The sequence below is a fragment of the Pseudomonas sp. 8(2025) genome (genome assembly GCF_052665325.1).
Window position 1 is genome coordinate 50695 of record NZ_JBQOIE010000005.1, and the last position, 19974, is coordinate 70668.

Annotated in this window: 22 protein-coding genes and 1 tRNA gene; 6 read left to right on the plus strand and 17 right to left on the minus strand. The window is 64.3% G+C overall.

Going from position 1 to position 19974, the window contains the following annotated elements; all coding sequences use genetic code 11:
* Positions 1-81: 81 nt before the first annotated feature.
* Positions 82-981, plus strand: coding sequence for a LysR substrate-binding domain-containing protein (locus ACUXVH_RS11790; protein WP_011063443.1), 900 nt, complete (start codon positions 82-84; stop codon positions 979-981).
* A gap of 36 nt (positions 982-1017) precedes the next feature.
* On the opposite strand, the gene ACUXVH_RS11795 is transcribed toward ACUXVH_RS11790, so the two are convergent.
* From ACUXVH_RS11795 to ACUXVH_RS11810, 4 genes are all read right to left on the minus strand, one after another.
* Entirely contained in the window at positions 1018-3258 is a 2241-nt protein-coding gene (locus ACUXVH_RS11795) for an ATP-binding protein (protein ID WP_445494913.1), read from the minus strand.
* On the minus strand, positions 3255-3869 hold the full coding sequence (locus ACUXVH_RS11800) for a biliverdin-producing heme oxygenase (protein ID WP_041119872.1): 615 nt from the start codon (positions 3867-3869) through the stop codon (positions 3255-3257). The genes ACUXVH_RS11795 and ACUXVH_RS11800 overlap by 4 nt, the downstream gene beginning before the upstream one ends.
* 258 nt (positions 3870-4127) lie before the next feature.
* Positions 4128-4514 (minus strand): cupin domain-containing protein, encoded by a 387-nt coding sequence (locus tag ACUXVH_RS11805; protein ID WP_011063440.1) that lies wholly within the window; start codon positions 4512-4514, stop codon positions 4128-4130.
* An 81-nt stretch (positions 4515-4595) separates the two neighbouring features.
* Positions 4596-5405 carry an AraC family transcriptional regulator gene (locus ACUXVH_RS11810; RefSeq protein WP_047285399.1) on the minus strand — a complete coding sequence of 270 codons (810 nt, stop codon included), beginning with the start codon at positions 5403-5405 and terminating at the stop codon, positions 4596-4598.
* 242 nt (positions 5406-5647) lie between these two features.
* Here ACUXVH_RS11810 and ACUXVH_RS11815 point away from each other — a divergent pair, with 242 nt between their 5' ends.
* The 4 genes from ACUXVH_RS11815 to ACUXVH_RS11830 all read left to right on the plus strand — a co-directional run bounded on the left by ACUXVH_RS11815 (position 5648) and on the right by ACUXVH_RS11830 (position 8364).
* Positions 5648-6289 (plus strand): LysE family translocator, encoded by a 642-nt coding sequence (locus tag ACUXVH_RS11815; protein ID WP_053153815.1) that lies wholly within the window; start codon positions 5648-5650, stop codon positions 6287-6289.
* A gap of 73 nt (positions 6290-6362) precedes the next feature.
* Positions 6363-6842, plus strand: a complete 480-nt coding sequence (locus tag ACUXVH_RS11820) for a GNAT family N-acetyltransferase (protein WP_445494917.1) — start codon at positions 6363-6365, stop codon at positions 6840-6842.
* A 43-nt stretch (positions 6843-6885) separates the two neighbouring features.
* Entirely contained in the window at positions 6886-7980 is a 1095-nt protein-coding gene (gene ddlA / locus ACUXVH_RS11825; RefSeq protein WP_011063436.1) for a D-alanine--D-alanine ligase, read from the plus strand.
* 30 nt (positions 7981-8010) lie between these two features.
* Entirely contained in the window at positions 8011-8364 is a 354-nt protein-coding gene (locus ACUXVH_RS11830; RefSeq protein ID WP_445494919.1) for a gamma-glutamylcyclotransferase family protein, read from the plus strand.
* A 9-nt stretch (positions 8365-8373) separates the two neighbouring features.
* On the opposite strand, the gene ACUXVH_RS11835 is transcribed toward ACUXVH_RS11830, so the two are convergent.
* The 9 genes from ACUXVH_RS11835 to ggt form a co-directional block, all read right to left on the minus strand.
* Positions 8374-8955, minus strand: a complete 582-nt coding sequence (locus tag ACUXVH_RS11835) for a hypothetical protein (RefSeq protein WP_311166102.1) — start codon at positions 8953-8955, stop codon at positions 8374-8376.
* 96 nt (positions 8956-9051) lie between these two features.
* Positions 9052-9507, minus strand: a complete 456-nt coding sequence (locus ACUXVH_RS11840) for a GNAT family N-acetyltransferase (protein WP_011063433.1) — start codon at positions 9505-9507, stop codon at positions 9052-9054.
* A complete protein-coding gene (locus tag ACUXVH_RS11845) occupies positions 9504-10220 on the minus strand; it encodes a polyphenol oxidase family protein (protein WP_015637009.1) in 717 nt (238 codons plus the stop codon). Before ACUXVH_RS11845 ends, ACUXVH_RS11840 begins: the two co-directional genes overlap by 4 nt.
* A 133-nt stretch (positions 10221-10353) precedes the next feature.
* Positions 10354-11166 carry a MerR family transcriptional regulator gene (locus ACUXVH_RS11850; RefSeq protein WP_041119870.1) on the minus strand — a complete coding sequence of 271 codons (813 nt, stop codon included), beginning with the start codon at positions 11164-11166 and terminating at the stop codon, positions 10354-10356.
* A gap of 78 nt (positions 11167-11244) precedes the next feature.
* Positions 11245-11616, minus strand: coding sequence for a helix-turn-helix domain-containing protein (locus ACUXVH_RS11855; protein ID WP_011063430.1), 372 nt, complete (start codon positions 11614-11616; stop codon positions 11245-11247).
* The gene (locus tag ACUXVH_RS11860) at positions 11613-11924 is read right to left on the minus strand and encodes a type II toxin-antitoxin system HigB family toxin (RefSeq protein WP_445494924.1); all 312 of its coding nucleotides are present in this window, start codon (positions 11922-11924) and stop codon (positions 11613-11615) included. Before ACUXVH_RS11860 ends, ACUXVH_RS11855 begins: the two co-directional genes overlap by 4 nt.
* 115 nt (positions 11925-12039) lie before the next feature.
* A complete protein-coding gene (locus tag ACUXVH_RS11865) occupies positions 12040-12306 on the minus strand; it encodes a DUF3077 domain-containing protein (protein WP_065365178.1) in 267 nt (88 codons plus the stop codon).
* A 463-nt stretch (positions 12307-12769) separates the two neighbouring features.
* Positions 12770-13264 carry a GNAT family N-acetyltransferase gene (locus ACUXVH_RS11870; protein WP_445494926.1) on the minus strand — a complete coding sequence of 165 codons (495 nt, stop codon included), beginning with the start codon at positions 13262-13264 and terminating at the stop codon, positions 12770-12772.
* A 154-nt stretch (positions 13265-13418) separates the two neighbouring features.
* Entirely contained in the window at positions 13419-15254 is a 1836-nt protein-coding gene (gene ggt, locus ACUXVH_RS11875; protein ID WP_445494928.1) for a gamma-glutamyltransferase, read from the minus strand.
* Between the two features lie 331 nt (positions 15255-15585).
* Here ggt and ACUXVH_RS11880 point away from each other — a divergent pair, with 331 nt between their 5' ends.
* Entirely contained in the window at positions 15586-16482 is an 897-nt protein-coding gene (locus ACUXVH_RS11880; RefSeq protein ID WP_445494930.1) for a cytochrome-c peroxidase, read from the plus strand.
* Positions 16483-16531: 49 nt separating this feature from the next.
* Here the strand turns inward: ACUXVH_RS11880 and ACUXVH_RS11885 are convergent, their stop codons facing one another.
* From ACUXVH_RS11885 to ACUXVH_RS11900, 4 genes are all read right to left on the minus strand, one after another.
* Positions 16532-17218, minus strand: coding sequence for a T6SS immunity protein Tli3 family protein (locus ACUXVH_RS11885; RefSeq protein ID WP_065365182.1), 687 nt, complete (start codon positions 17216-17218; stop codon positions 16532-16534).
* Positions 17219-17336: 118 nt separating this feature from the next.
* On the minus strand, positions 17337-18176 hold the full coding sequence (locus ACUXVH_RS11890) for a 5'-nucleotidase, lipoprotein e(P4) family (protein WP_015637001.1): 840 nt from the start codon (positions 18174-18176) through the stop codon (positions 17337-17339).
* A 180-nt stretch (positions 18177-18356) separates the two neighbouring features.
* Positions 18357-18433 (minus strand) — tRNA-Met (locus tag ACUXVH_RS11895).
* A 77-nt stretch (positions 18434-18510) separates the two neighbouring features.
* On the minus strand, positions 18511-19974 hold the full coding sequence (locus ACUXVH_RS11900; RefSeq protein ID WP_445494933.1) for an amidase: 1464 nt from the start codon (positions 19972-19974) through the stop codon (positions 18511-18513).

Sequence of the window (19974 nt, forward strand, 5' to 3'; positions counted from 1 at the left end):
TCAAGCTGCGCAGGCTAGTCATTGCTGACCGGATGGACAAAGGATATATAGGCACCTACCTATTCTCCTGGGGAATGCCTTGTGAGCCGCTTCGCCCGTCATCTGCCGCCGCTGGAAACCCTGGTCACCTTCGAGGCGGTGGGCCGCAACGCCAGCTTCACCCGTGCGGCCACCGAGCTGTGCCTGACCCAGAGCGCGGTCAGCAAGCAGATCCGTGCCCTGGAGCTGTCGCTCAAGACCGAACTGTTCGAGCGCCAGGCCCGGGGGGTGAAGCTCACCGCCAGCGGCGCCTCGCTGTTCGTCGAGGTCAGCACCCAGCTCGAAGCCTTGCTGCGCAGCGTCAGCCGCCTGCGGGCCGGGCGCGACGCCAATACCATCACCGTGCAATGCACCCACGCGGTGGCGCAGTTCTGGCTGTTCCCGCGCCTGCTGGCATTCAACAAGCAGCACCCGGACATCACCGTGAGCATCCATGCCAACAACGACATGGACGAGTCCAGCGTGGCCGAGCATGACTTCGGCATTCTCTATGGTGCGGGGCACTGGTCGTCCCTGGCGGCGGTATCGCTGTTCGCCGAGATGGTCTACCCCATCGTCAGCCGGCGCCTGGAGCTGCCTGTGGTCAAGGAGCTGGCGCAACTGGCCGAACTGCCGTTGATCCAGCTGGACGCCTCGGAGTGGAACTGCATCGACTGGCGGGACTGGTTCCATCATTTCGGGCTGGACTACAGCGCGCCACCGGGGGCCCTGGGGTTCAACCAGCTGACCCTGATGTTCAGCGCGGTGCAGCAGGGCATGGGCGTGGGGCTGGGCTGGGATTTCATGGCCAGCCAGTTGGTGGCCCAGGGCGAGTTGCTGCGGGTTGGCGAGTGGGCGTTCCGCACCGGGCAGGCGGATTTTCTGGTGCATCCGCGGCACAAGCGCCTGTCCGCCAGCGGCCAGTTGTTTCGCGACTGGCTGGTGGCCCAGGCGGCTGAATGAGCGCCCGGGGCCCAATGGCCAGCCCCGGGCTATGGGTCAGAGGCTGGCGCGCGGCACGCTGAAGCGGAACTCGCTGCCCTTGCCCACTTCGCTGTGGGCTTCGATCTTGCCGCCGTGGGCGTGGATGATGCCCTGGGTGATGTACAGCCCCAGGCCGGTGCCGTTGGGGTTGCCTTCCTTCATGGTCCAGTAGCGGTCGAAAATGAATGGCAACTGGTCGGTGGGAATGCCCTCCCCGGAGTCGCGCACGCTGAACACGATCTGCTCGCCGTCGGACATCGCCACCACCCCGACCTTGCCCTGTTTGGGGGTGAACTTTATGGCGTTGCCCACCAGGTTCGACAGCACCTGGAACAGGCGCTCGGGGTCGGCGTTGATCCTGAGGTCCGGTTCGGCGTGGAAGCTGATGTCGATGGCCTTGTCCAGGGCCAGTGGCGCCAGCAATGAATAGGCCTCTTCGAACATCTGGCTGACGTCCAGCGGCTGCGGGGCGATGCTGTAGCGCCCGGCCTCGATCTTGGAGGTGTCCAGCAGGTCTTCCAGGAGATTGTTCATGCGGCTGGCGGCCTGCTGCATGGTGTCGATGGCCGATGAAATGCGCCGTGAGGTATGCGGGCCATCGGAACTGAAGGCCTTCTGCATCATGCCGCAGAGCATGGAGATCACAGTCATCGGGTTGCGCAGGTCGTGGGACACCACCGCCACCAGTTCGTCCCGGGCGCGCACGGCCTGTTGCTCGCGCAGCACCTGGCGCGCCAGGTCGTGCTCCAGGGCCGAGCGGCGCAGGTCATTGGCGGCGAAGCGGTCGCCGTGGCTCCACTTGGTGGCGATCCCGGCCATCTCCACTTTCCAGATCTCGAACGAGGTACGCGGCCGCAGGCGCAGGCCGGCGTCGGAGTTTTCCAGGTCCAGGGGCTTTTGCGGGTTGCCGCTCCAGTTGATGTTTTCCTTCACTTCCGGGCGGAACCACAGCACGCCGTTATCCACAGGCTTGGGCAGGGTCATGGCCAGGACCCCGCTGGCCACCTGTTGATAACTCGCCGCCGGCGGGTAGACGCTGGACAGGTGATGGCTGGCGAACACCGCGTGCCCGGTGCCTTGCAGCCAGCGGTGCAGGGCGCGGATTTCGTCCTGGGGCGGGCAGTTACCGAAGCAGTGCAGTTGCTTGTCTTCGATGATTGCCACGCCACCGGCCTGGGTCAGGTCCAGCAGCAGTTGCGGCACCTGGGTCAGGCCGTCGAAGACGCTGTCGGGGGTGTCGCGCATGGCCTGGTCGAGGCTGGCCAGGGCGGTGACTTTCTCTTCCCGCTGGCGGCTGATATCCAGGGCTTCCATGGCGCTGATCTGCAACGACAGCACCTGGCCGATGGTCTGGCAGGCAATGCGCAGCTCGTGGGGCACCAGCAGCGGCTGGCGGTTGCCGCAACTGATCAGGCCCCAGAGCTGGTCGCCCTTGAGCAGGGAAATGCTCATGGAGGACAGCACGCCCATGTTCTTCATGTACTGGCAGTGGATCGGCGACACGCTGCGCAGGGTGGCGAAGCTCAGGTCCAGGGCCTGCTGAGTGTCCGGGCGCAGCGCCGGCAGCAGGGGCACCGGCTGGTAGTCGGCGTTGGGGATGATCCGCAGCCAGTTGCTGCGGTACAGCTCGCGGGCTTGCTGGGGAATGTCCGAGGCCGGGAAGAACAGGCCATTGAACACTTCCATGGTGGGGCGGGTGGCTTCGGCGATCACCTGGCCGTGGCCTTCCTCTTCGAAGCGGTAGATCAGCACCCGGTCGTAGCCGGTCATCGCCTGGATTTCGCTGACGCTGATGGCGTACAGCTCATTCAGGGTCTTGGCCGTCTGCAAGCGCCGCAGCAGGCGCCCCAGGTTCTCGGTCTGCTCTTTCAGGTGCTGGGGCTGCAGGTGTTCGAGCTGGATTTCCAGCTCCAGCATCAGCACTCCCTGGTGGCGATGCAGCAAGCCTTCGAAGCGCGCGCCATTGACGGCCAGGTGCAGCGGCGGCGCATCGGACAACCGCGGCAGTTGCAGCACCTCGCGGATGCGTTGGCCGTCGGTGTCTCCCAGCAGTTGCTCCAGGGGCTGGCCGAGGACCTGCGCGGCAGGCTGGCCCAGCAGGGCCTCGACGTTGGCGCTGATCTGCTGGATGCGCAGCTCCGGCTCCGACAGCGTCAGCAGCACGCCATGGGGCTGGATCGCCCCGGGGGAGCGGATTGGCTCATCGGCGCAGTTGGCCAGCAGTTGTTCGAAGGCTTGGGCGTCTTGTGGGGTCATAGCAGCACCTCGCGGCTGTCGAGCCAGTGCTCGAAACAGGCAAATGTGGATTGCGCGGCGCTGACCACTTGTTGTCGTGCGCTCGCGTCCTCGGGCATGCGCCCCAGGTAGTCGAGAAAGTCTTTCCAGCGCCGCCCGGTGGCGGCGCCATACACGTCGAGGAAAGCCCCGCCGTTATCCCCGTGCAGGTCTAGGCGCTGGGCCATTTCCCGGCGCAGGATCTGCCCGCCCAGGGTCGCGCCCTCCAGTACATAGAGGGCGCCCAGGCACGCGCCGGGGCTGGCCAGTGCGGGCAGATGGTCGCAGCGGGGCAGGGCGTCGATGCGCTCCGGGGCCAGGCCCAGGGCCTGCAGGTCGCCGGCCAGGGCCGGGGTCTTGCGGCGCTGCTCCGGGTCGTAGCCGGCAGGGATCAGGCCGCTGTCATGCAGGGCCGCCTCCAGGGGCTGATAGAAGCCGAAATAGGCCTGGATCAGGCGCCGGTACCAGGCCGCATCGAGATGCTCGGAGAAGAACGGCAGGCGCTTTTCCAGGGCCACGTGCAAGGTCGCGGTGCCGGCGCGCAGGTCTTGAAGCAGGGTGGGGGCGGTGGTGTCTTGGTGCGGTTTGGGCATTCAGGGGTCAGGGGTCGCAACAGGTAATGGACGCGCCATGGGCGTCATCGAAAGCTGGGACCAGGCTGTAGTCCCTGCACTAGAGCCATCGCACAGAAAAATAAGAGCGTCACTCTACCTGTGCTTTTTGCACTGACGTACAGTTTTTGACGCACCATTGGTCGGCCAAGGGTAGTCGATCGATGACGTGTTGCTGTGTCTGACTGTGTTCAAGAGGCAGAAATTCCTTTTTCCGTCTCGCAGGTTCAGCGGTGAGGATCAGATCCAGACGTCGTTCTGGGCGGTGCGTTCGCCACCTTGATCGCCGGTGTTGAGCACGCCCTTGGGTTCGATCAGCAGCAGTTTGACCTCCTGCTCGGCCCAGGGTTTGTGCTCGACGCCCTTGGGCACCACGAACATCTCGCCACTGCCGATGGCCACCCGGCCGTCACGGAAGTCGATGTACAACTGGCCGTCGAGCACGATGAAGGTTTCATCGGTGTCGGCGTGGGAGTGCCAGACGAATTCGCCCTGCAACTTGGAGATCTTGAACTGGTAGTCGTTCATCTCGGCGATCACCTTGGGGGTCCAGTGTTCGCTGAACAGGCCGAGTTTGCTGGCGAAGTTGATGCTCTGGTAGGCGTCTTGCGGGGCAGGGTTTTGCATGGTGTGGTCCACCTCAGTGATGAATGAGCGCTGAGGGTAAACAGCCAGGGGCCAGGGCTTCTTGAACGATCGTGTGTGGCCTCAGCGGCCGAGCATCTTCAGCCAGCGCGCCGGTGGCAGGCCGTAGGTCTGGCGAAACTGCCGGGTCATGTGGCTCTGGTCGGTGAAGCCGGCGATCAGTGCGGCGTTGGCCAGGGTCTGGCCCTGCACCAGCAGCGCGCGGACCAGGTCCAGGCGGCGCATGCTCAGGTAGCGGTAGGGGCTGGTGCCGAACAGCAAACGAAAATCCCGGGACAGGCTCCAGCGGTCGCGCCCGCTGTGGGCCGCCAGTTCCTCCAGGGTCAGGGTGCGGTCCAGGGCACTGTGGATGTATTCCCGGGCCCGCTCGGCCGCCACATAGTCGAAACGTTGCCGTGATTGGGCGACCCCGGAGACGCTGTTCAGGGCATGGGCCAGGTCGAACAGGGCGTCTTCCTGTTCCAGCGGGTCCAGGGGGCTGTCGACCCCACGCAGCAGGGCCTCGGTGGCGGCAAACAGCCGCGGGTCGTTGGACAGGCCGCCAGTAATGAAGGGCAGCGGCTGGCCGCCGAGGATCTGCTGGATCAGCGCCGGCTCGACATACAGCATGCGGTAGTGAAAGCCGTCGTGGGTGCCGGCCTCGCCGTCGTGGGCTTCGTCGGGGTGCAGGACCATGGTGGCGCCGGGCAGGCTGTGGCGCCAGCCGCCGCGGTACTGGAAGCTCTGCACCCCGTGCAGGGTGCGGCCGATGGCGTAGGTGTCATGGCGGTGCATGTCATAGCCATGGCCGGCGAAATACGCCTCGATGCGCTCCAGGCCCCGGGCGGGCGGCGCGCGGTGAACCCAGTCGGTGACAGCTGCGGGTTTGGCCATGGAACGGTCCTGATGGATGAAACCAAGGGCCGTACGTTAACTCAGGGGCGCGCTGGCTGTCTTGCCCCTCGGTTCTACGCCGTAGCGGTTCTGCCGGAAGAAGGGCGGCTTGCAGGAGGGTTCCGGCGCTGCACGATGGCTTGCTGCCTGAGCCGGGTTGCGAGGCCAATCGGCGGTTGCCTGGGCAGGCGCGAGTGGAGTAGCGTCGTTCCCCCGGACCCTCTTCATGGCCATCTGTTCCCATGTACGCCTCACACCTGGTTTACCTCGCCCCGTTGTTGTCGCTGGCCCTGCTCTGGAGCGTGGCGGTGATCACCCCCGGGCCGAACTTTTTCACCACTGCACAACTGGCGGCGGGCTGTTCGCGGCGCCATGGCCTGTTCGCCGCCCTGGGGGTGGCCAGCGGCACCGTGCTCTGGGGGCTGGCGGGAGGCTTGGGCATCAAATCGCTGTTCAGCGCGGCGCCGGCGCTGTTCGTGTTGTTCAAGGTTGCCGGTGGCTGTTACCTGATCTACCTGGGGCTCAAGCAGTTCAAGCGCAAGCCGGCCCTGGAGACCCCGACCACCGATGGCGCGAGCCATGCTGCGCGCAGCCTGTTCTCGGCCTACCGGCTGGGCTTTCTCGGCAACATGACCAACCCCAAGTCGGCGCTGTTCGTGGCCACCATTTTTGCCACTTCGATGCCGGCCTCCCCGCCACCTCTGCTACTGGGGCTGGCGGTGCTGACCATGGCCGGTCTGTCGCTGTCCTGGTACTGCTGCGTGGCGCTGTTTTTCGCCAGCAGCCGGGTGGCCGGGTTCTATGCCCGGGCCCGGCGCTGGCTGGACCGCCTGGCCGGTGGTTGCTATGTGCTGTTCGGCGGGCATCTGCTGGCCAATCGCTGAACGGCCGGTGCCTTGCGCCGGCCAGTATCCGCCCCCAACAAGGACGACCCGTCCCCGTATCAGGAGACCGAACATGGCTGTTGTTTTTCGCCCGGTGGCAGAGGCGGACATTCCGCGGATCTGCAGTTTCGTGGGCAATCCCCAGGAGTTGTATTTCTTCTTTCCCGCCGCCACCTGGCCACTGACCCACGAGCAACTGCGCGACTCCATCGCCCAGCGCAGCGACTCGACGGTGATCGAGCGTGACGGGCAGGTAGTGGGCTTTGCCAACTTCTACCGCTGGGCCAAGGGCGGCACCTGTACCATCGGCAATGTCATCGTCGACCCAGAGGTGCGCGGCGCGGGCCTGGCGGCGCAATTGATCGGGCAGATGATCCACATCGCCCACAGCAAGCACCAGGCCTGCGAGGTGACGCTGTCGTGCTTCAACAGCAACGTGGCGGGGTTGCTGCTCTATCCGAAGCTGGGCTTTGTGCCGTTCGCCATCGAAGAGCGCAAGAACAAGGAGCAGGAGCGAGTGGCGCTGATCCATTTGCGCTACAGCCCCAGCTGAATTGAAGAACCGTCAGCAATCATTTTTTCAACGGGAAGCAGACATGAGCAAGTTGCGGGTCGGGATTATTTTTGGTGGCCGTTCGGCCGAACACGAAGTGTCGCTGCAGTCGGCGCGCAATATCGTCGATGCCCTGGATCGCACGCGTTTCGAGCCGGTGCTGATCGGCATCGACAAACAGGGGCACTGGCACCTCAACGACACCTCGAACTTCCTGATCAACCAGGAAAACCCGGCGCTGATCGCCCTCAACCAGTCCAATCGCGAATTGGCGGTGGTGCCGGGCAAGGCCAGCCAGCAACTGGTGGAAACCTCCAGCCAGGAACTGCTGGGGCATGTCGATGTGATCTTCCCCATCGTCCACGGCACCCTGGGCGAAGACGGTTGCCTGCAGGGCCTGCTGCGCATGGCCGACCTGCCCTTTGTCGGCTCCGACGTGCTGGGTTCGGCCGTGTGCATGGACAAGGACATCAGCAAGCGCCTGCTGCGCGACGCCGGGCTGGCGGTGACCCCGTTCATCACCCTGACCCGGGCCACCCGTGCTCGCTACGGTTTTGCCCGGGCCCGGGAAACACTCGGCCTGCCGCTGTTCGTCAAGCCGGCCAACCAGGGTTCATCGGTGGGGGTGAGCAAGGTCGACAACGAGGCCGAATACGAGGCTGCGGTGGAACTGGCCCTGGGCTTCGATCACAAGGTGCTGGTGGAGTCGGCCGTGCGTGGGCGGGAAATCGAATGCGCGGTGCTGGGCAACGACCAGCCCATTGCCAGTGGCTGCGGCGAGATCGTGGTCAGCAACGGTTTCTATTCCTACGACAGCAAGTACATCGACGGGGAGGCGGCCCAGGTGCTGGTGCCGGCGGACATCAGCATCGAGCACAGCGAGCGCATTCGGGCCCTGGCCGTCGAGGCATTCCAGGTGCTGGGCTGCTCCGGGCTGGCTCGGGTCGATGTGTTTCTCACCGATGAGGGGGAAGTGCTGATCAACGAAATCAACTCGCTGCCGGGCTTCACCCGGATCAGCATGTACCCCAAACTTTGGCAGGCCACCGGCATGAGCTACAGCGAGCTGGTGAGCCGCCTGATCGAGCTGGCGCTGGAGCGTCACGCTGAACGACAAGGGCTGAAAATCAACCGCTGAAGCGGATCATCGTGGTTAAGGAAGTGACGAATGAGTTCGGCAACAGATGCATCGGTTTATCTTTTTTCCTACGGCACCCTGCAAGACAAGGCGGTGCAGATCGCCAACTTTGGCCGTGAGTTGAGTGGCAGCGCGGATGCCATGCTTGGCTACGAACAGAGCTGGGTGGAAATCACCGACCCCGAGGTGCTGGCGGCCAGCGGCAAGACCCACCACCCGATCCTGCGCCCGGGGGCGGCGGACAGCGCGCCGATTCCCGGCACCGTGTTCTGCATCACCCCCGAGGAGCTGGCAGCGGCCGACAGCTATGAAGTCTCGGACTACAAGCGGGTCAGCGTGACCCTGACCTCGGGCATCCAGGCCTGGGTCTACGTCAGCGCCTGAGTCTTCGGCTCACTCCGGCGGCAGCATCACCCCGATGCACGCCAGGGCCAGCAGCACCGCCCCGAGCACGATGAACACATAGTTCAGCGGCGTGAAACGGGCGTTGCTGCGGCCTTCGGGATCTCCCGCAGCGGCATTCAAGCCGCGCTGGCCGAGCCAGGTGATCCACGCCAGTACCGGCAGCAGCGCCAGGCTGGCAATGTCGGTCACCGGGTAGCCGATGTTCTTGCGTGACAGCGCGTCCACCACGTTGTTGATGATCATCCCCACCACAAACAGGGTTGCCAGTTCACCGGGCCGCCAGTCATGGCTGCGGCCGTCGCGCTTGAGCGTCGCATCGGCTTCGCGGTACAGCGCATGGGTGAAGAAGATCGCGAAGAAGGCCCGGGCCACCGGCCACAGCTCCTGGCCGCTGGCGTGCCTGAACTGATGCCAGTTCTTGTAGGCCCAGTACACCTGGTAGATACCGAAGGTGAGGATGTACAGGGTCAGGAACTTGGCCTTGGACACCACGTAGAACGGCTGTTGCGCCGCTTCGGGCGAGGGGGCGACCAGATCCGCCTGGGGCGGGGCATAGAGGTTGTCAGACACGGGCACTCCTTGGGTTGAGCCTGAGGGGGGAGGCAACGTTAGCTCAGGTTGCTGGCCAAGAACCAGCAGGGGCTCGGTGGCCAACCGGAACCGGGTTCAGGCCCGGGGTGGATCCGCCGGCCGAACGTAGTGAATATCCCATTCACTTTCACCCACCTGAACAAAACCCAGGCGTCGATAAAAACGATTCGAGTCACTGCCGCGCAACGCATCCAGGTGGATGGGTAGCTGCTCGTTGGCGGAGCGTTCCAAAAGCTGCTCCAGGGCCTTGGCGCCGAGGCCCCGCCCTTGGAATTGCGGTAGGACGTACAGGTGCTGCAGGCGCAGGTGATCGCCGTGTGATTGGCTCTGGATAAAGCCTGCGGGCTGTCCGTCACTGAGGATGAAGTGGCAGCGTTCGGCCGCGAAGCTTGCGGCAAAACGCTCCCGGGCCCGCTGCGGATCGAAGCGCCCCAGGCGCTCAAGGCTTTCGCGCATCGCCGCGATGCGCATCTGGACCAGGGTTTCCAGGTCGCTCAGGGAGGTCGGGAGCAGTGCACTCTCGAGGTTCATGTCCGGCCGATCCACGAGTACTGGAAGGCCTTGGCTTCACCCCGGTGCCCGCGTCGACGATAGCTGGCCAGGGCCGGGGTCGAGCAGTAGGTGCACAGCTCGCTGATTTCGATCTGTTCATCACTGATTCCAGCGGCGTGCAGCAAGTGCACGGCATAGCGGCTCAGGTCGAACCACAGGGAATCGGCCTGGGTCGGTTGCGGTGGCGGAATCTGCGGCGGCAGCAGCGGGGCCGGTTGCTCACGGCTCCAGGGGGCCTGTGCGGCCGGCCACAGCGGGTCCTGAGTGGCGGACAGGGTGTCGATGAAATCGGCGCTGACTTCATAGCAGCAGGGTTTGATCGATGGGCCGATGGCCACCCGCAATTGCTGTGGGGTGATGCCCTTGCTGGCGAAGTGTTGCAGCACATTGGCGATGATCCCGCCATGCAGGCCTTTCCAGCCGCCGTGCACTGCCGCGACCCAGGAACCGTCCTCGCTGCTGATCAGCAACGGCAGGCAGTCGGCGGTGACCACTGCGATGGGCCGGCTGGAATGGGTGAGTACCGCGTCGCCGCGGATGATTCCGCTGGGCAGCGTGGTACTGGCTTGCACCACCTCGCCGCTGTGGATCTGCGAGCAGAAGAACAGGTTGGCCGGCAGGGCGGCGCCGAGGGTCGAAAACGCATGACGGATGCCGGATATCTGGTTCAACACACCTGCCTGGAAACTCATCGGGCCTTCGCTCGGTAACCTGGGAATGGCTGCAGAGCATAGCGGTATCCGAGGTACTTTTGCTGACAGACAACGCTGGATAGGCCGAGGCAGACCAGCGGTAGCCTGCTGGTCGGCCCCTTCACCGGGCGTTTCAGGCGCTCAGCGGGATATACAGTTCCACCACGCTGTCCGGGTGCATGGGCCCCAGAAAGCGCTCGCCGGTGTACTCGAACTCCACCGCGTCGATGGGCATCAGCCCGGCGGCGGGCAACCACTCGCTGTAGGCGGCGCGAAAGGTTTCCGGCAGGGTGGCCACGCTGCCGTGATGCTCGACTCGCGCGTAATGGCGGGCAGGGATTTCCAGCTCCACCATGCCGGGCACCAGGGGCGCGTCGGCGGCGACCGGCAGGCCGGCCACATAACGCCACTGGCCGTCTTCCAGGGGCTGGCAGATGCCATAGGTGCCCACCGGCTCGGCCAGGCGCTGGATCTCCTGTTCCCGAGGTTCGAAACGTTGCCAGAGCTCGGCGATGGTGCCCGGGTCATCCTGCTGCCAGGCCATGCCGATGATCCGCTGCGGCGCCAGGAATACCTTCTGTGGTGTCTGCGCGGCTGGGAGTTGGCGCTGCGGCTGGGCCAGGTAGCGCTGCAGATGGCCCAGTACTTTCTGGCTGCGGGCGATCTCGCTTTGCAACTGCCGGGCATGCGCCTGCAGTGACTGCTGCATGTGCAGCACGCTGTCCAGGCCGCCCTGGTCCGCCAGAGTGCGGATGTCTTCCAGGGACATGCCCAACTGCCGCAGCCAGGCGATGCGCCCCAGGGTCACGATCTGTTCCGGGCTGTAGTAGCGGTAGCCGTTGTCCCGGCCGGTGAGGGCCGGGGTGAACAGGCCGATGCTGTCGTAATGGCGCAGGGTCTTGGTGGTAAGGCCGTGGCAGCGGGCCATTTGTCCGATGGTGAGCATGGAGCGTCCTTGGTGTTGTTGGGCTGCGGGGCATGCTGAGCCTTTACCCAAGGGCAAGCTCAAGCCCGGCAGCGCGGCTCAGGACGATTTGATCGGCTTGATCAGGCTTTCGGCAGGAATGCCGAACAGCTGGTGCAGTTTCCAGATCATGGGCAGGGTCAGCGCGCGCTTGCCGTTGAGCACTTCGTAGACGCGGTTGGTGCGGCCGATGGCCGGGGCCAGGTCGGCGGCGGACAAGCCGGATTGTTCCATGCGGAACTTGATCGCCTCGATCGGGTTGGGCAGGTCCAGGGGAAACTGCCTGGCCTCGTACGCCTGGATCAGGGTGATCATGACGTCGAAGTAATCGCCTTCAGGTGTTCCGGGCTGCGGTTCGTTGTCGAACAGGGGCGAGACGCTTTTCAGCGCGGCGCGGTAGTCCTGGTCGGTGTGGATGGGGCGGATGTTCATGCGGGTTGCTCCATGTCTACGCTGTCGGCATCAATGGCGTCGTACTCTTGGTGAGTGCCCACGAACTTGATGTACAGCGCACCAAAGCGGTAGGCCACGGCAACGATCAGTCGATACTCGTTGCCCTTGATGTTGAAGACCACCCTGCGGCTTTTGAGAATGCTCGCGTTGCGATACTGGTCGTTGATCTGCGCAGGGTTGGACCACTCGGCTTTCTTTGCTTCATCGACCCAGGCCAGCAAGGGCTGTTCTGCGTCCGGGTACTTCTCCCAGAAGGCCTTCAACTGACTGACTGCAATAATTCTCATGGCGTGATCCTAGTCCCGTCCTGGGACTTAAACAAGTCGCTGAGTGCGTCAAGCGATGTACGGGCAGATCGCTGGATCTGCCCGCGCAGGCGACGTCGGTTCAGGGACGATCAGGTCATGCAGAGAGCGTGGCGTGCACGTCGTCCATCAGTGCCTTGCCCATCTCTGCCAGGTAGTGTGCCGCCCAAGCATAGCGGTCGCACCGGGGCTCCATGGCCGCCTCCAGGGTGAATTGCTTTGCCGGATGCAACAGCGCCGAGGCATGTTCCAGGGCATCGCTGACCGGCACATCGGCATTCACGCGAAACAGCGGATGCGAGTGTTCGCCGCAGTGGGAAAAGCGGATTTCACCGAGGGTGGTCAGGGGCGATTGAGTGGTCATCGGGCACCTCCGGTTTTTTGTGACGGGAGGTAATGGAGAAACAGATTGCAGTAGCAGTTCATGGTCACGACTCCTTGATTCGAAGGACCGTCACCGTCTGCCGCCAAGCAGATCAGGGTGGCGGATTGCGCAGGATTGGCGGACCGGGAATCAAGGAACCGGCGAACCCGAAGGTTCTCCCACGCAACCCGCCATAACGCAGGTATGCGGGCGCAAAAAAAGCGCCCGCATGTGGGTGGGGCGCTGTTGCGCCTCGATTCTATCAGGCCGCCAAGCCTGTTCGCTGATTTTGCAGCGACGGTCGAACCATAGGTTTGAGTAGGGGGAGTCGCAACGGCATTACTGCGACATTTTGTGAACCAACCCTGTAGCCGCTGCCTCAGGCTGCGAACGACCGGAACGGTCGCAGCGATCTCCCAGGCGCCGAAGGCCCTTCGGTCCTTGTCGCAGCCTGCGGCAGCGGCTACAGAAAGCCCTGTTTCGCCATCTCACCGGTCGCCGCCCAACCCAGCCCCTGATACAGCGGCTTGCCAGCCTCGGTCGCATGCAGCACGGCAAAGCCCATCCCGCGCTGGCTGAACTCGGCCTCTGCCAGTTTCATCAGCGCCGAAGCCAGGCCGCGGCGCCGGTAGGCCGGTTCGACGTAGACGTTGAGCACGTAGCCGCGTTGATCCTGGGTCGGATGGGAAGGGTGGGGCGGCCAGTCGATGCTCATCAGGCCGATGCTGGCCACGCTCTGTTCGGCGTCCATCAGGGCGAAGCCGTAGTAGCGGCCGTCCTCCAGGCGTTCACGCAACCAGGGGCGAAAGTGCTCGGTCATCACTTGCAAGGTGGAGAGATCCTTACCCGCATCGAGAAACATCGCCTGGCGATGGCGGCAGATCAGTTCAAGGTCCTGGGGCGTCAGGCGGCGTGGGCTCAGGCCCGGGATATCAAGGTCGGCTGCAATCGTGTTCATCGTCGGTTCCTCGGTGGACAGGGACGATGCTAGGGCAGATCCAAAGGCCGGATCAGACACAGACCGCCGCAAAATCTTGCATACAGAGCCCTCGTTCACCGCCCACAAAAAAGGGCCAGCCTCACCGCCAGCCCTCGGGTTCATCCGATTACTCTCAATCCCCCAGTGCTTCCCCTTCACGCCGTGGATCGGCGCCGCCGGCCCAGGACGCCTTGCCCTGTGCATCACGCACGCGAACGATGGCCTGGGTGCCGCTGGTCATGTCGATCTCGTTTACCTCATGTCCCTGAGCTTGCAGTGCCTGCTTCAGGGCCGGGCTGAACTGGCCTTTCTCCAGTTCGGTCGGCCCGTTGCGGCTGCCGAAGTTGGGCAGGCCGACGGCGGCTTGCGGGTCCAGGTTCCAGTCGAGCATGCCGACCACCGACTTGGCCACGTACTCGATGATCTGCGAGCCGCCGGGGGAGCCGACGCTGGCCAGCAGTTCGCCGCTGGCACGGTCGAAGACCAGGGTTGGCGCCATGGACGAGCGCGGGCGCTTGCCCGGTTGGACGCGGTTGGCCACCGGCTGGCCGTTTTCCTCGGGAATGAACGAGAAGTCGGTCATCTGGTTGTTGAGCATGAAGCCCTGGACCATCAGGTGCGAGCCGAAGGCCGCTTCCACCGTGGTGGTCATCGATACGGCGCCGCCCAGGTCATCCACCGCCACCACTTGCGAGGTGGAGATGCGCATTGGCGAACGGTCCGGTGCATAGGCCACCTGGATGCCCTGGGGCTTGCCCGGTTCGGCCTTGCCCATGCTGCGCTCGCCAATCAGTGCGGCACGCTTGGCCAGGTAGTCCGGGGCGATCAGGCCGGCCACCGGCACAGGCACAAAGTCGCTGTCGGCCACGTACAGGCCACGGTCGGCATAGGCCAGGCGCTCGGCTTCGGCAATCAGGTGCACCGCTTGTGGCGCGGGCTCCAGGCCGGCGGGCAAGTTGGTTTTCTGCGGCTTGAGGTTGGCCAGGGCGTAGCGCGGGTCGCGCTGTTCCAGGGCCTGCAGGGTGCCGAGTATCTGCGCCACCGCCACGCCGCCGGAGGAGGGCGGCGGCATGCCGCACACCTGCCAGCGCTTGTAGTCGCTGCACAGCGGCGCGCGTTCCTTGGCGCGGTAGCCTTGCAGGTCGTTGAGCGACAGGCTGCCGGGGTTGGCGTGGCCCTGGACCTTGGCGACGATTTCCGCGGCCACCGGGCCCTTGTACAGAGCGTCCGGGCCTTCCTCGGCGATGCGTTTGAGCACCGCTGCCAGTGGCGGGTTCTTCAGCAAGGTGCCCACGGCTTTCGGCGTGCCGTCGGCATTCAGGAAATACGCGGCCATGTCCGGCGAGCGCGCCAGGAAAGGATCGGCGCTGATCATGGCGTGCAGCCGTGGCGAAATGGCGAAGCCTTGCTCGGCCAGGCGGATCGCCGGTTCGAACAATTGCGCCCAGGGCAGGCGCCCGTGTTTCTGGTGGGCCATTTCCAGGGCCCGCAGCACGCCCGGGGTGCCGACCGAGCGTCCACCGATCTGCGCCTGGGGGAAGGCCATGGGCTTGCCGTCCGCTTGCAGGAAGAGCTTCTCGGTGGCGCCGGCCGGCGCGGTTTCCCGCCCGTCATAGGTGCGCACGGCCTTGCCGTCCCAGAGCACGATCATCGCGCCGCCGCCAATCCCCGAGGACTGCGGTTCCACCAGGGTCAGCACGGCCTGCATGGCAATCGCCGCGTCGATGGCCGAGCCGCCCTTGCGCAGCATTTCGCGCCCGGCCTCGGCGGCCAGCGGGTTGGCAGCGGCGGCCATGTGCTTGTCGGCATGGCGAGTCTGCATGTCGGTGCGGTAGCCCGAGGCGATTTCCGGGGCGGCAGGCAGAGCGTTGGAAGAAGGCGGGTTGTGGCAGGCGCCAAGGCTGAGGGCGGCAGCCAGCAGGCTGAGGCCGAGCAGTTGGCGGTGACGGGGAGGGAAGTTCGAGAACACGCGTTGAGCTCCGTTCACAGGGAAATGAGGGGTCGTCCGTGCGGGGGAATGTACAGCAGTGGCGCCGGCAGTTGGACCCGGATGTAGCCCTGGGCAGTTGGCTGGAGTGGGCCATCTCCCCTGTACACAGGGTCGCAGGCAGTCTTTCACCCGGCCGTCGATTGATCTGAGTCAGGGCGGGAGGGGGGCGTTGGGTACAGGGTGAAACAAACTATAAGCCTGATGAGGGGACGTCATGCACCGTTGTAAGTGGTTACTTGTTTTCGGATTGCTGTTGGGGGGTGAGGTCAGGGGGGAAACGCCAAGCGAACCGATCCTGCCGGTACAGCCGGTGAAGATCACCGATGTGGCCAAGGTGGAGCTGGGCAAGCAGTTGTTCTTCGACCCGCGCCTGTCCAAGTCCGGTTTCATATCCTGCAACTCCTGCCACAACCTGAGCATGGGCGGCAGCGACAACCTGCCCACCTCCATTGGCCACAACTGGCACCAGGGGCCGATCAACTCGCCCACGGTGCTCAACTCCGGCATGAGCATCGCGCAGTTCTGGGACGGCCGCGCGGCCACGCTTCAGGAACAGGCCGGTGGCCCCATCGCCAACCCGGGGGAGATGGGCTTCACCCATGACCTGGCGGTGGACGTGCTGCGTTCCATTCCCCAGTACCGGGCCTCCTTCAAGCAGGTCTACGGCGACGACGGCATCAAGTTTGACGACGTGTCCAACGCCATCGCTGCGTTCGAAGAAACCCTGGTTACCCCCAATGCGCCGTTCGACCGCTGGCTCAAGGGCGACAAGGCGGCCATCAGCCCCACCGCGCTCAAGGGCTACCAACTGTTCAAGTCCATCGGCTGCGTGGCTTGCCACAACGGCGAGGCCGTGGGCGGTGGCTCATTCCAGAAGATGGGCATGATCGAGCCCTATGTCACCCAGAACCCGGCCCAGGGCGTGGCCGGGCTGACCGGCAAGGATGCCGACCGCATGCTGTTCAAGGTGCCGACCCTGCGCAACGTGGCGCTGACCTATCCCTACTTCCACGACGGCGCCTACTGGAAGCTGGAAGAGGCGGTGGACGTGATGGCCCGTCTGCAACTGGGACGCAAGCTGGGTACCGAGGAGGTCAGCCAGATCGTGGCCTTCCTTGAAACCCTGACCGGTGACCAGCCGGACTTCAAGCTGCCGATCCTGCCGCCGTCCTCGGCGCAGACACCGCGTCCGCAGCCGTTCAACTGAGCGAAAAAAACCGCAGCCTGCTGCGGTTTTTCAAGTCCCACGTGCTGGGTCAGCCCTGTTTGGCCCCCGTGGCACAATTGAACCGGTCATCGATGGGGGCTTGGCGAGCGGGTTCGAAGTAGCCAGGTGTACGAGTGCTATCGGTGCGTTGCCAGCGTTGTGGGTAAGACAGCATCGAGTAGGGCGAGTGGTCCTTGAGCGTCTCGTAGTTCAAGGACAGGTCGATCTGCGCGGCGCCGTGCAGGAGGGGGCCGTCGATCGAAAGGACGGAGCCGGTCAGCCAGGTTCGCTCAGGGCTTTCCAGGTAACTGGGCGCGGTGATGCGCAGCCAGGTACGCCCCGCATCCTGGGAAAAGTACAGGCGCGGCAAGCCGGCACCGCCCTTGCTGAAGCCCGGTCCTTGGGCAATCGGAATCACCAGGTAGTTGGAGTTGGCAGCATCGATCATCAAGTGCGAACCACGGCCATGCACGGTGATGCCGTTGAATGAGCCAAAGGGTGCAACCGGGGTGTGGATGCCGAGCCGGGTGTCGGTGTAGTGCACCATGTCGCCACTGCTGGCGATGACCGGCGAGGAACCGTTGCAGAGCTTGAAGGTGGTCCGGTCGATCTCGAAAAAGCGTGATGAGTCGATGCGGTAGATGACCCGGCCGGGCAGGTACTGGATCGGCTCGGGAGTGCTGCAGGCCCCAAGTACCCCGCACGAGATCAGCAACAGCAGCTTCCTTGCCCACATGAGAAAACGACTCCTTGTTCCTGCCTGAGTGCAGGGGCTGGCGTTTATGACATCCCTGGGGGCTTGGCGCAACACTGGCCATGGCGGGCCAGCGTTGCGCTGATGTTGCGACGCCCTGTCAGGGCTTCATCTGCCAGGCCGTCGAGCTGGCCGCGGCCTTGAACTTGGCCCGATTTTCCGGAGTGGCCGGCGGTTCGGAGTCGCCGAAGATCGCCTTCAGCCAATGGCCGTCGGTGGGGTTGGGGAAGAGGATGAACTTGCGGCCGAACTGCTCCTTGTCCTCGGTCATCAGGCTGCTGCGCTGCTTGACGTCGGCCACGTAGTACTTGCGTTTGAAGTCGTTGAGGTTGTCGCCCAGCATCAGCACCACGTTGTGGTCCTTGGCGATCTCCTGCTGCCGCGGCTCCTTGTTGGAGCTGTCGCGGTACACTGTCAGGTGCTGCTCATCGGCATAGGGCAGCTGGTTCTTGCGCAGGTTGGCCAGGGCGTACTCGTAGGTTTTTTCCCCTTGATCGCGGCTGGTGACGTAGAACACCTCGACGCCCTTGGATTGCGCGTACTTGAGGAATTCCACTGCGCCTGGGGTGGCTACCGGGCCATTGTCGGCGACCCACTTGTCCCAGGCCTCGTCGTCGAAGAACTCCTTGCCCGAATTGATCATGTAGCCCCAGTAGCTGTTGCTGCTGAGCACGGTGTCGTCAACGTCGCTGATGATCGCCAGGGGGCGGTCGCCGGCCTTGTGTTCCTGCAGGGCGCGATCCAGTTGCAGGCGGGCGATGTTGAAGCCCTGGTAGTACAGCGCCTCGAATTCGGCGGCGGTCTGTTTCCAGGCGACGGCGGCGGTCAGCAGGTTGGAGGGCGGGGTAGGGGCCTGTTCGGCGAAGGCTGGGGTACAGGTGATTGCCAGGAGCGAGAACAGCCAGGGGGCGACTGAAGTCCTGTGGTTTTTTATTGTCATTATCGAGCCCTTGAAGTGAGGATTGCGCAGCTCTCACAAACACTGCCCCGGTGTTCTATCTCACCCCGGGCGGGGGCTCAATGCAGGTGTCGCGTTTGTGGATCAATGCGGCGTAATCTCCGGCACTTTTCTGCGGGCATAAAAAAACGGCCTACCTTGCGGTAAGCCGTTTTTAGTACTTGGTGGCTACACAGGGACTTGAACCCCGGACCCCAGCATTATGAATGCTATGCTCTAACCAACTGAGCTATGTAGCCAAGTGGCGCGCATTATTCGCGCAGAACGACAATGCGTCAAGCGTTTTTATAAAAAAATTATCTACGCTATCAACCGTTTATCCCTTCCCCCCGAAAATCAGCGGCGATGGGCAGCGCTGGAACCAGCGGCTGGCCTGTTCGTAGGCGTGGGCCAATTGCAGGACGGCGAAGTCGGCCTGGTGCTTGCCGATGATCTGCAAGCCCATGGGCAGGCCGTTGGCATTGAAGCCGGCCTGCACGCTGGCCACCGGGCAGCCGGACAACGTGCCGGGAATCACCACCTCCATCCAGCGGTGATAGGTGTCCATGGCCACGCCTTCGATGTTGCGCGGCCAGGGTATGTTCTTGTCGAAGGGGAAGACCTGGGCGCTGGGCAGCAGCAGGTAGTCGAAGCGTTCGAACAGTTTTGAAATGGCGCGGTACCAGTCGCTGCGGATCGCCGAGGCCTCGAACACCTGGCTGGCGGACAGCTTGAGGCCGTTCTCTACTTCCCAGATGGCTTCCGTCTTGAGTTGTGAACGCTTATGCGGGTCGGCATAGGCGCCGCCCAAGGACCCGGCGACCATCCAGTGGCGCAGGGTGCGCCAACTGCTCCACAGGCGTTCGAGGGCGAAGTCGGGGCTGGCCGGTTCTACGCTGCAGCCCAGGCTGCGGAAATCGCCCAAGGCCTTTTCGCAGAGCTCCAGCAGGCCTTTTTCCATTGGCAGGTAACCGTTGAAGTCCCCCAGCCAACCCAGGCGCGTGCCCTTGAAGTCGCGCTCCAGCGGGGCGGCGAAGCCCTGGCCGGATTCGGCGATGGACAGTGGCGCCCGCGCATCGCCCCCGGCCTGCACCGACAGCAGCAGGGCTGCGTCGCGCACGCTGCGGGCCATGGGGCCTTCGTAGCCGAGCTGGTCGATGAACAGGTCGCTGCTGTCGTCGAACGGCACCCGGCCCTGGGACGGGCGAAAACCGAAGATGTTGTTGAAGGCCGCCGGGTTGCGCAGCGAACCCATCATGTCGCTGCCGTCGGCCACCGGCACCAGGTGCAGGGCCAGGGCCGCGGCGGCGCCACCACTGCTGCCGCCGGCGGTCTTGCTCGGGTCATAGGCACAGCCGGTGGCGCCGAACAGCGGGTTGTAGGTCTGGGAGCCGAGGCCGAATTCCGGGGTGTTGCTCTTGCCGATCAGGATCGCCCCGGCGGCCTTGATCCGTTCCACCATGATGCCGTCGCGCTCTGGGATGAAATCCCGGTACAGCGGCGAACCCAGGGTGGTGCGGATGCCGTGGGTCAGGGACAGGTCCTTGATCGCGTGGGGCAGGCCGTGCATCCAGCCGCGATATTCGCCACGGGCCAGTTCGGCGTCGCGCCGGTCGGCCTCGGCCAGCAGGGCTTCGGCCGGTTGCAGGCTGACCAGGGCATTGACCAGGGGGTTGTAGTGCTCGATGTGGGCAAGGTAGGTCTGCATCACTTCCCGGCAGGAAACCTGACGCAGGCGGATACGCTCGGCGAGTTCATGGGCCTGAAGCAGGACCAGTTCGCTGGGGGGCTTGGCGATCAT

Coding starts and splice junctions, on each gene's coding strand:
- ACUXVH_RS11795 (WP_445494913.1), bottom strand. CDS start 3,258: ATGACCCCACAAGACGCCCAAGCCTTCGAACAACTGCTGGCCAACTGC.
- ACUXVH_RS11800 (WP_041119872.1), bottom strand. CDS start 3,869: ATGCCCAAACCGCACCAAGACACCACCGCCCCCACCCTGCTTCAAGAC.
- ACUXVH_RS11805 (WP_011063440.1), bottom strand. CDS start 4,514: ATGCAAAACCCTGCCCCGCAAGACGCCTACCAGAGCATCAACTTCGCC.
- ACUXVH_RS11810 (WP_047285399.1), bottom strand. CDS start 5,405: ATGGCCAAACCCGCAGCTGTCACCGACTGGGTTCACCGCGCGCCGCCC.
- ACUXVH_RS11815 (WP_053153815.1), top strand. CDS start 5,648: ATGTACGCCTCACACCTGGTTTACCTCGCCCCGTTGTTGTCGCTGGCC.
- ACUXVH_RS11820 (WP_445494917.1), top strand. CDS start 6,363: ATGGCTGTTGTTTTTCGCCCGGTGGCAGAGGCGGACATTCCGCGGATC.
- ddlA (WP_011063436.1), top strand. CDS start 6,886: ATGAGCAAGTTGCGGGTCGGGATTATTTTTGGTGGCCGTTCGGCCGAA.
- ACUXVH_RS11830 (WP_445494919.1), top strand. CDS start 8,011: ATGAGTTCGGCAACAGATGCATCGGTTTATCTTTTTTCCTACGGCACC.
- ACUXVH_RS11840 (WP_011063433.1), bottom strand. CDS start 9,507: ATGAACCTCGAGAGTGCACTGCTCCCGACCTCCCTGAGCGACCTGGAA.
- ACUXVH_RS11845 (WP_015637009.1), bottom strand. CDS start 10,220: ATGAGTTTCCAGGCAGGTGTGTTGAACCAGATATCCGGCATCCGTCAT.
- ACUXVH_RS11850 (WP_041119870.1), bottom strand. CDS start 11,166: ATGCTCACCATCGGACAAATGGCCCGCTGCCACGGCCTTACCACCAAG.
- ACUXVH_RS11855 (WP_011063430.1), bottom strand. CDS start 11,616: ATGAACATCCGCCCCATCCACACCGACCAGGACTACCGCGCCGCGCTG.
- ACUXVH_RS11860 (WP_445494924.1), bottom strand. CDS start 11,924: ATGAGAATTATTGCAGTCAGTCAGTTGAAGGCCTTCTGGGAGAAGTAC.
- ACUXVH_RS11865 (WP_065365178.1), bottom strand. CDS start 12,306: ATGACCACTCAATCGCCCCTGACCACCCTCGGTGAAATCCGCTTTTCC.
- ACUXVH_RS11870 (WP_445494926.1), bottom strand. CDS start 13,264: ATGAACACGATTGCAGCCGACCTTGATATCCCGGGCCTGAGCCCACGC.
- ACUXVH_RS11885 (WP_065365182.1), bottom strand. CDS start 17,218: ATGTGGGCAAGGAAGCTGCTGTTGCTGATCTCGTGCGGGGTACTTGGG.
- ACUXVH_RS11890 (WP_015637001.1), bottom strand. CDS start 18,176: ATGACAATAAAAAACCACAGGACTTCAGTCGCCCCCTGGCTGTTCTCG.
- ACUXVH_RS11900 (WP_445494933.1), bottom strand. CDS start 19,974: ATGATCGCCAAGCCCCCCAGCGAACTGGTCCTGCTTCAGGCCCATGAA.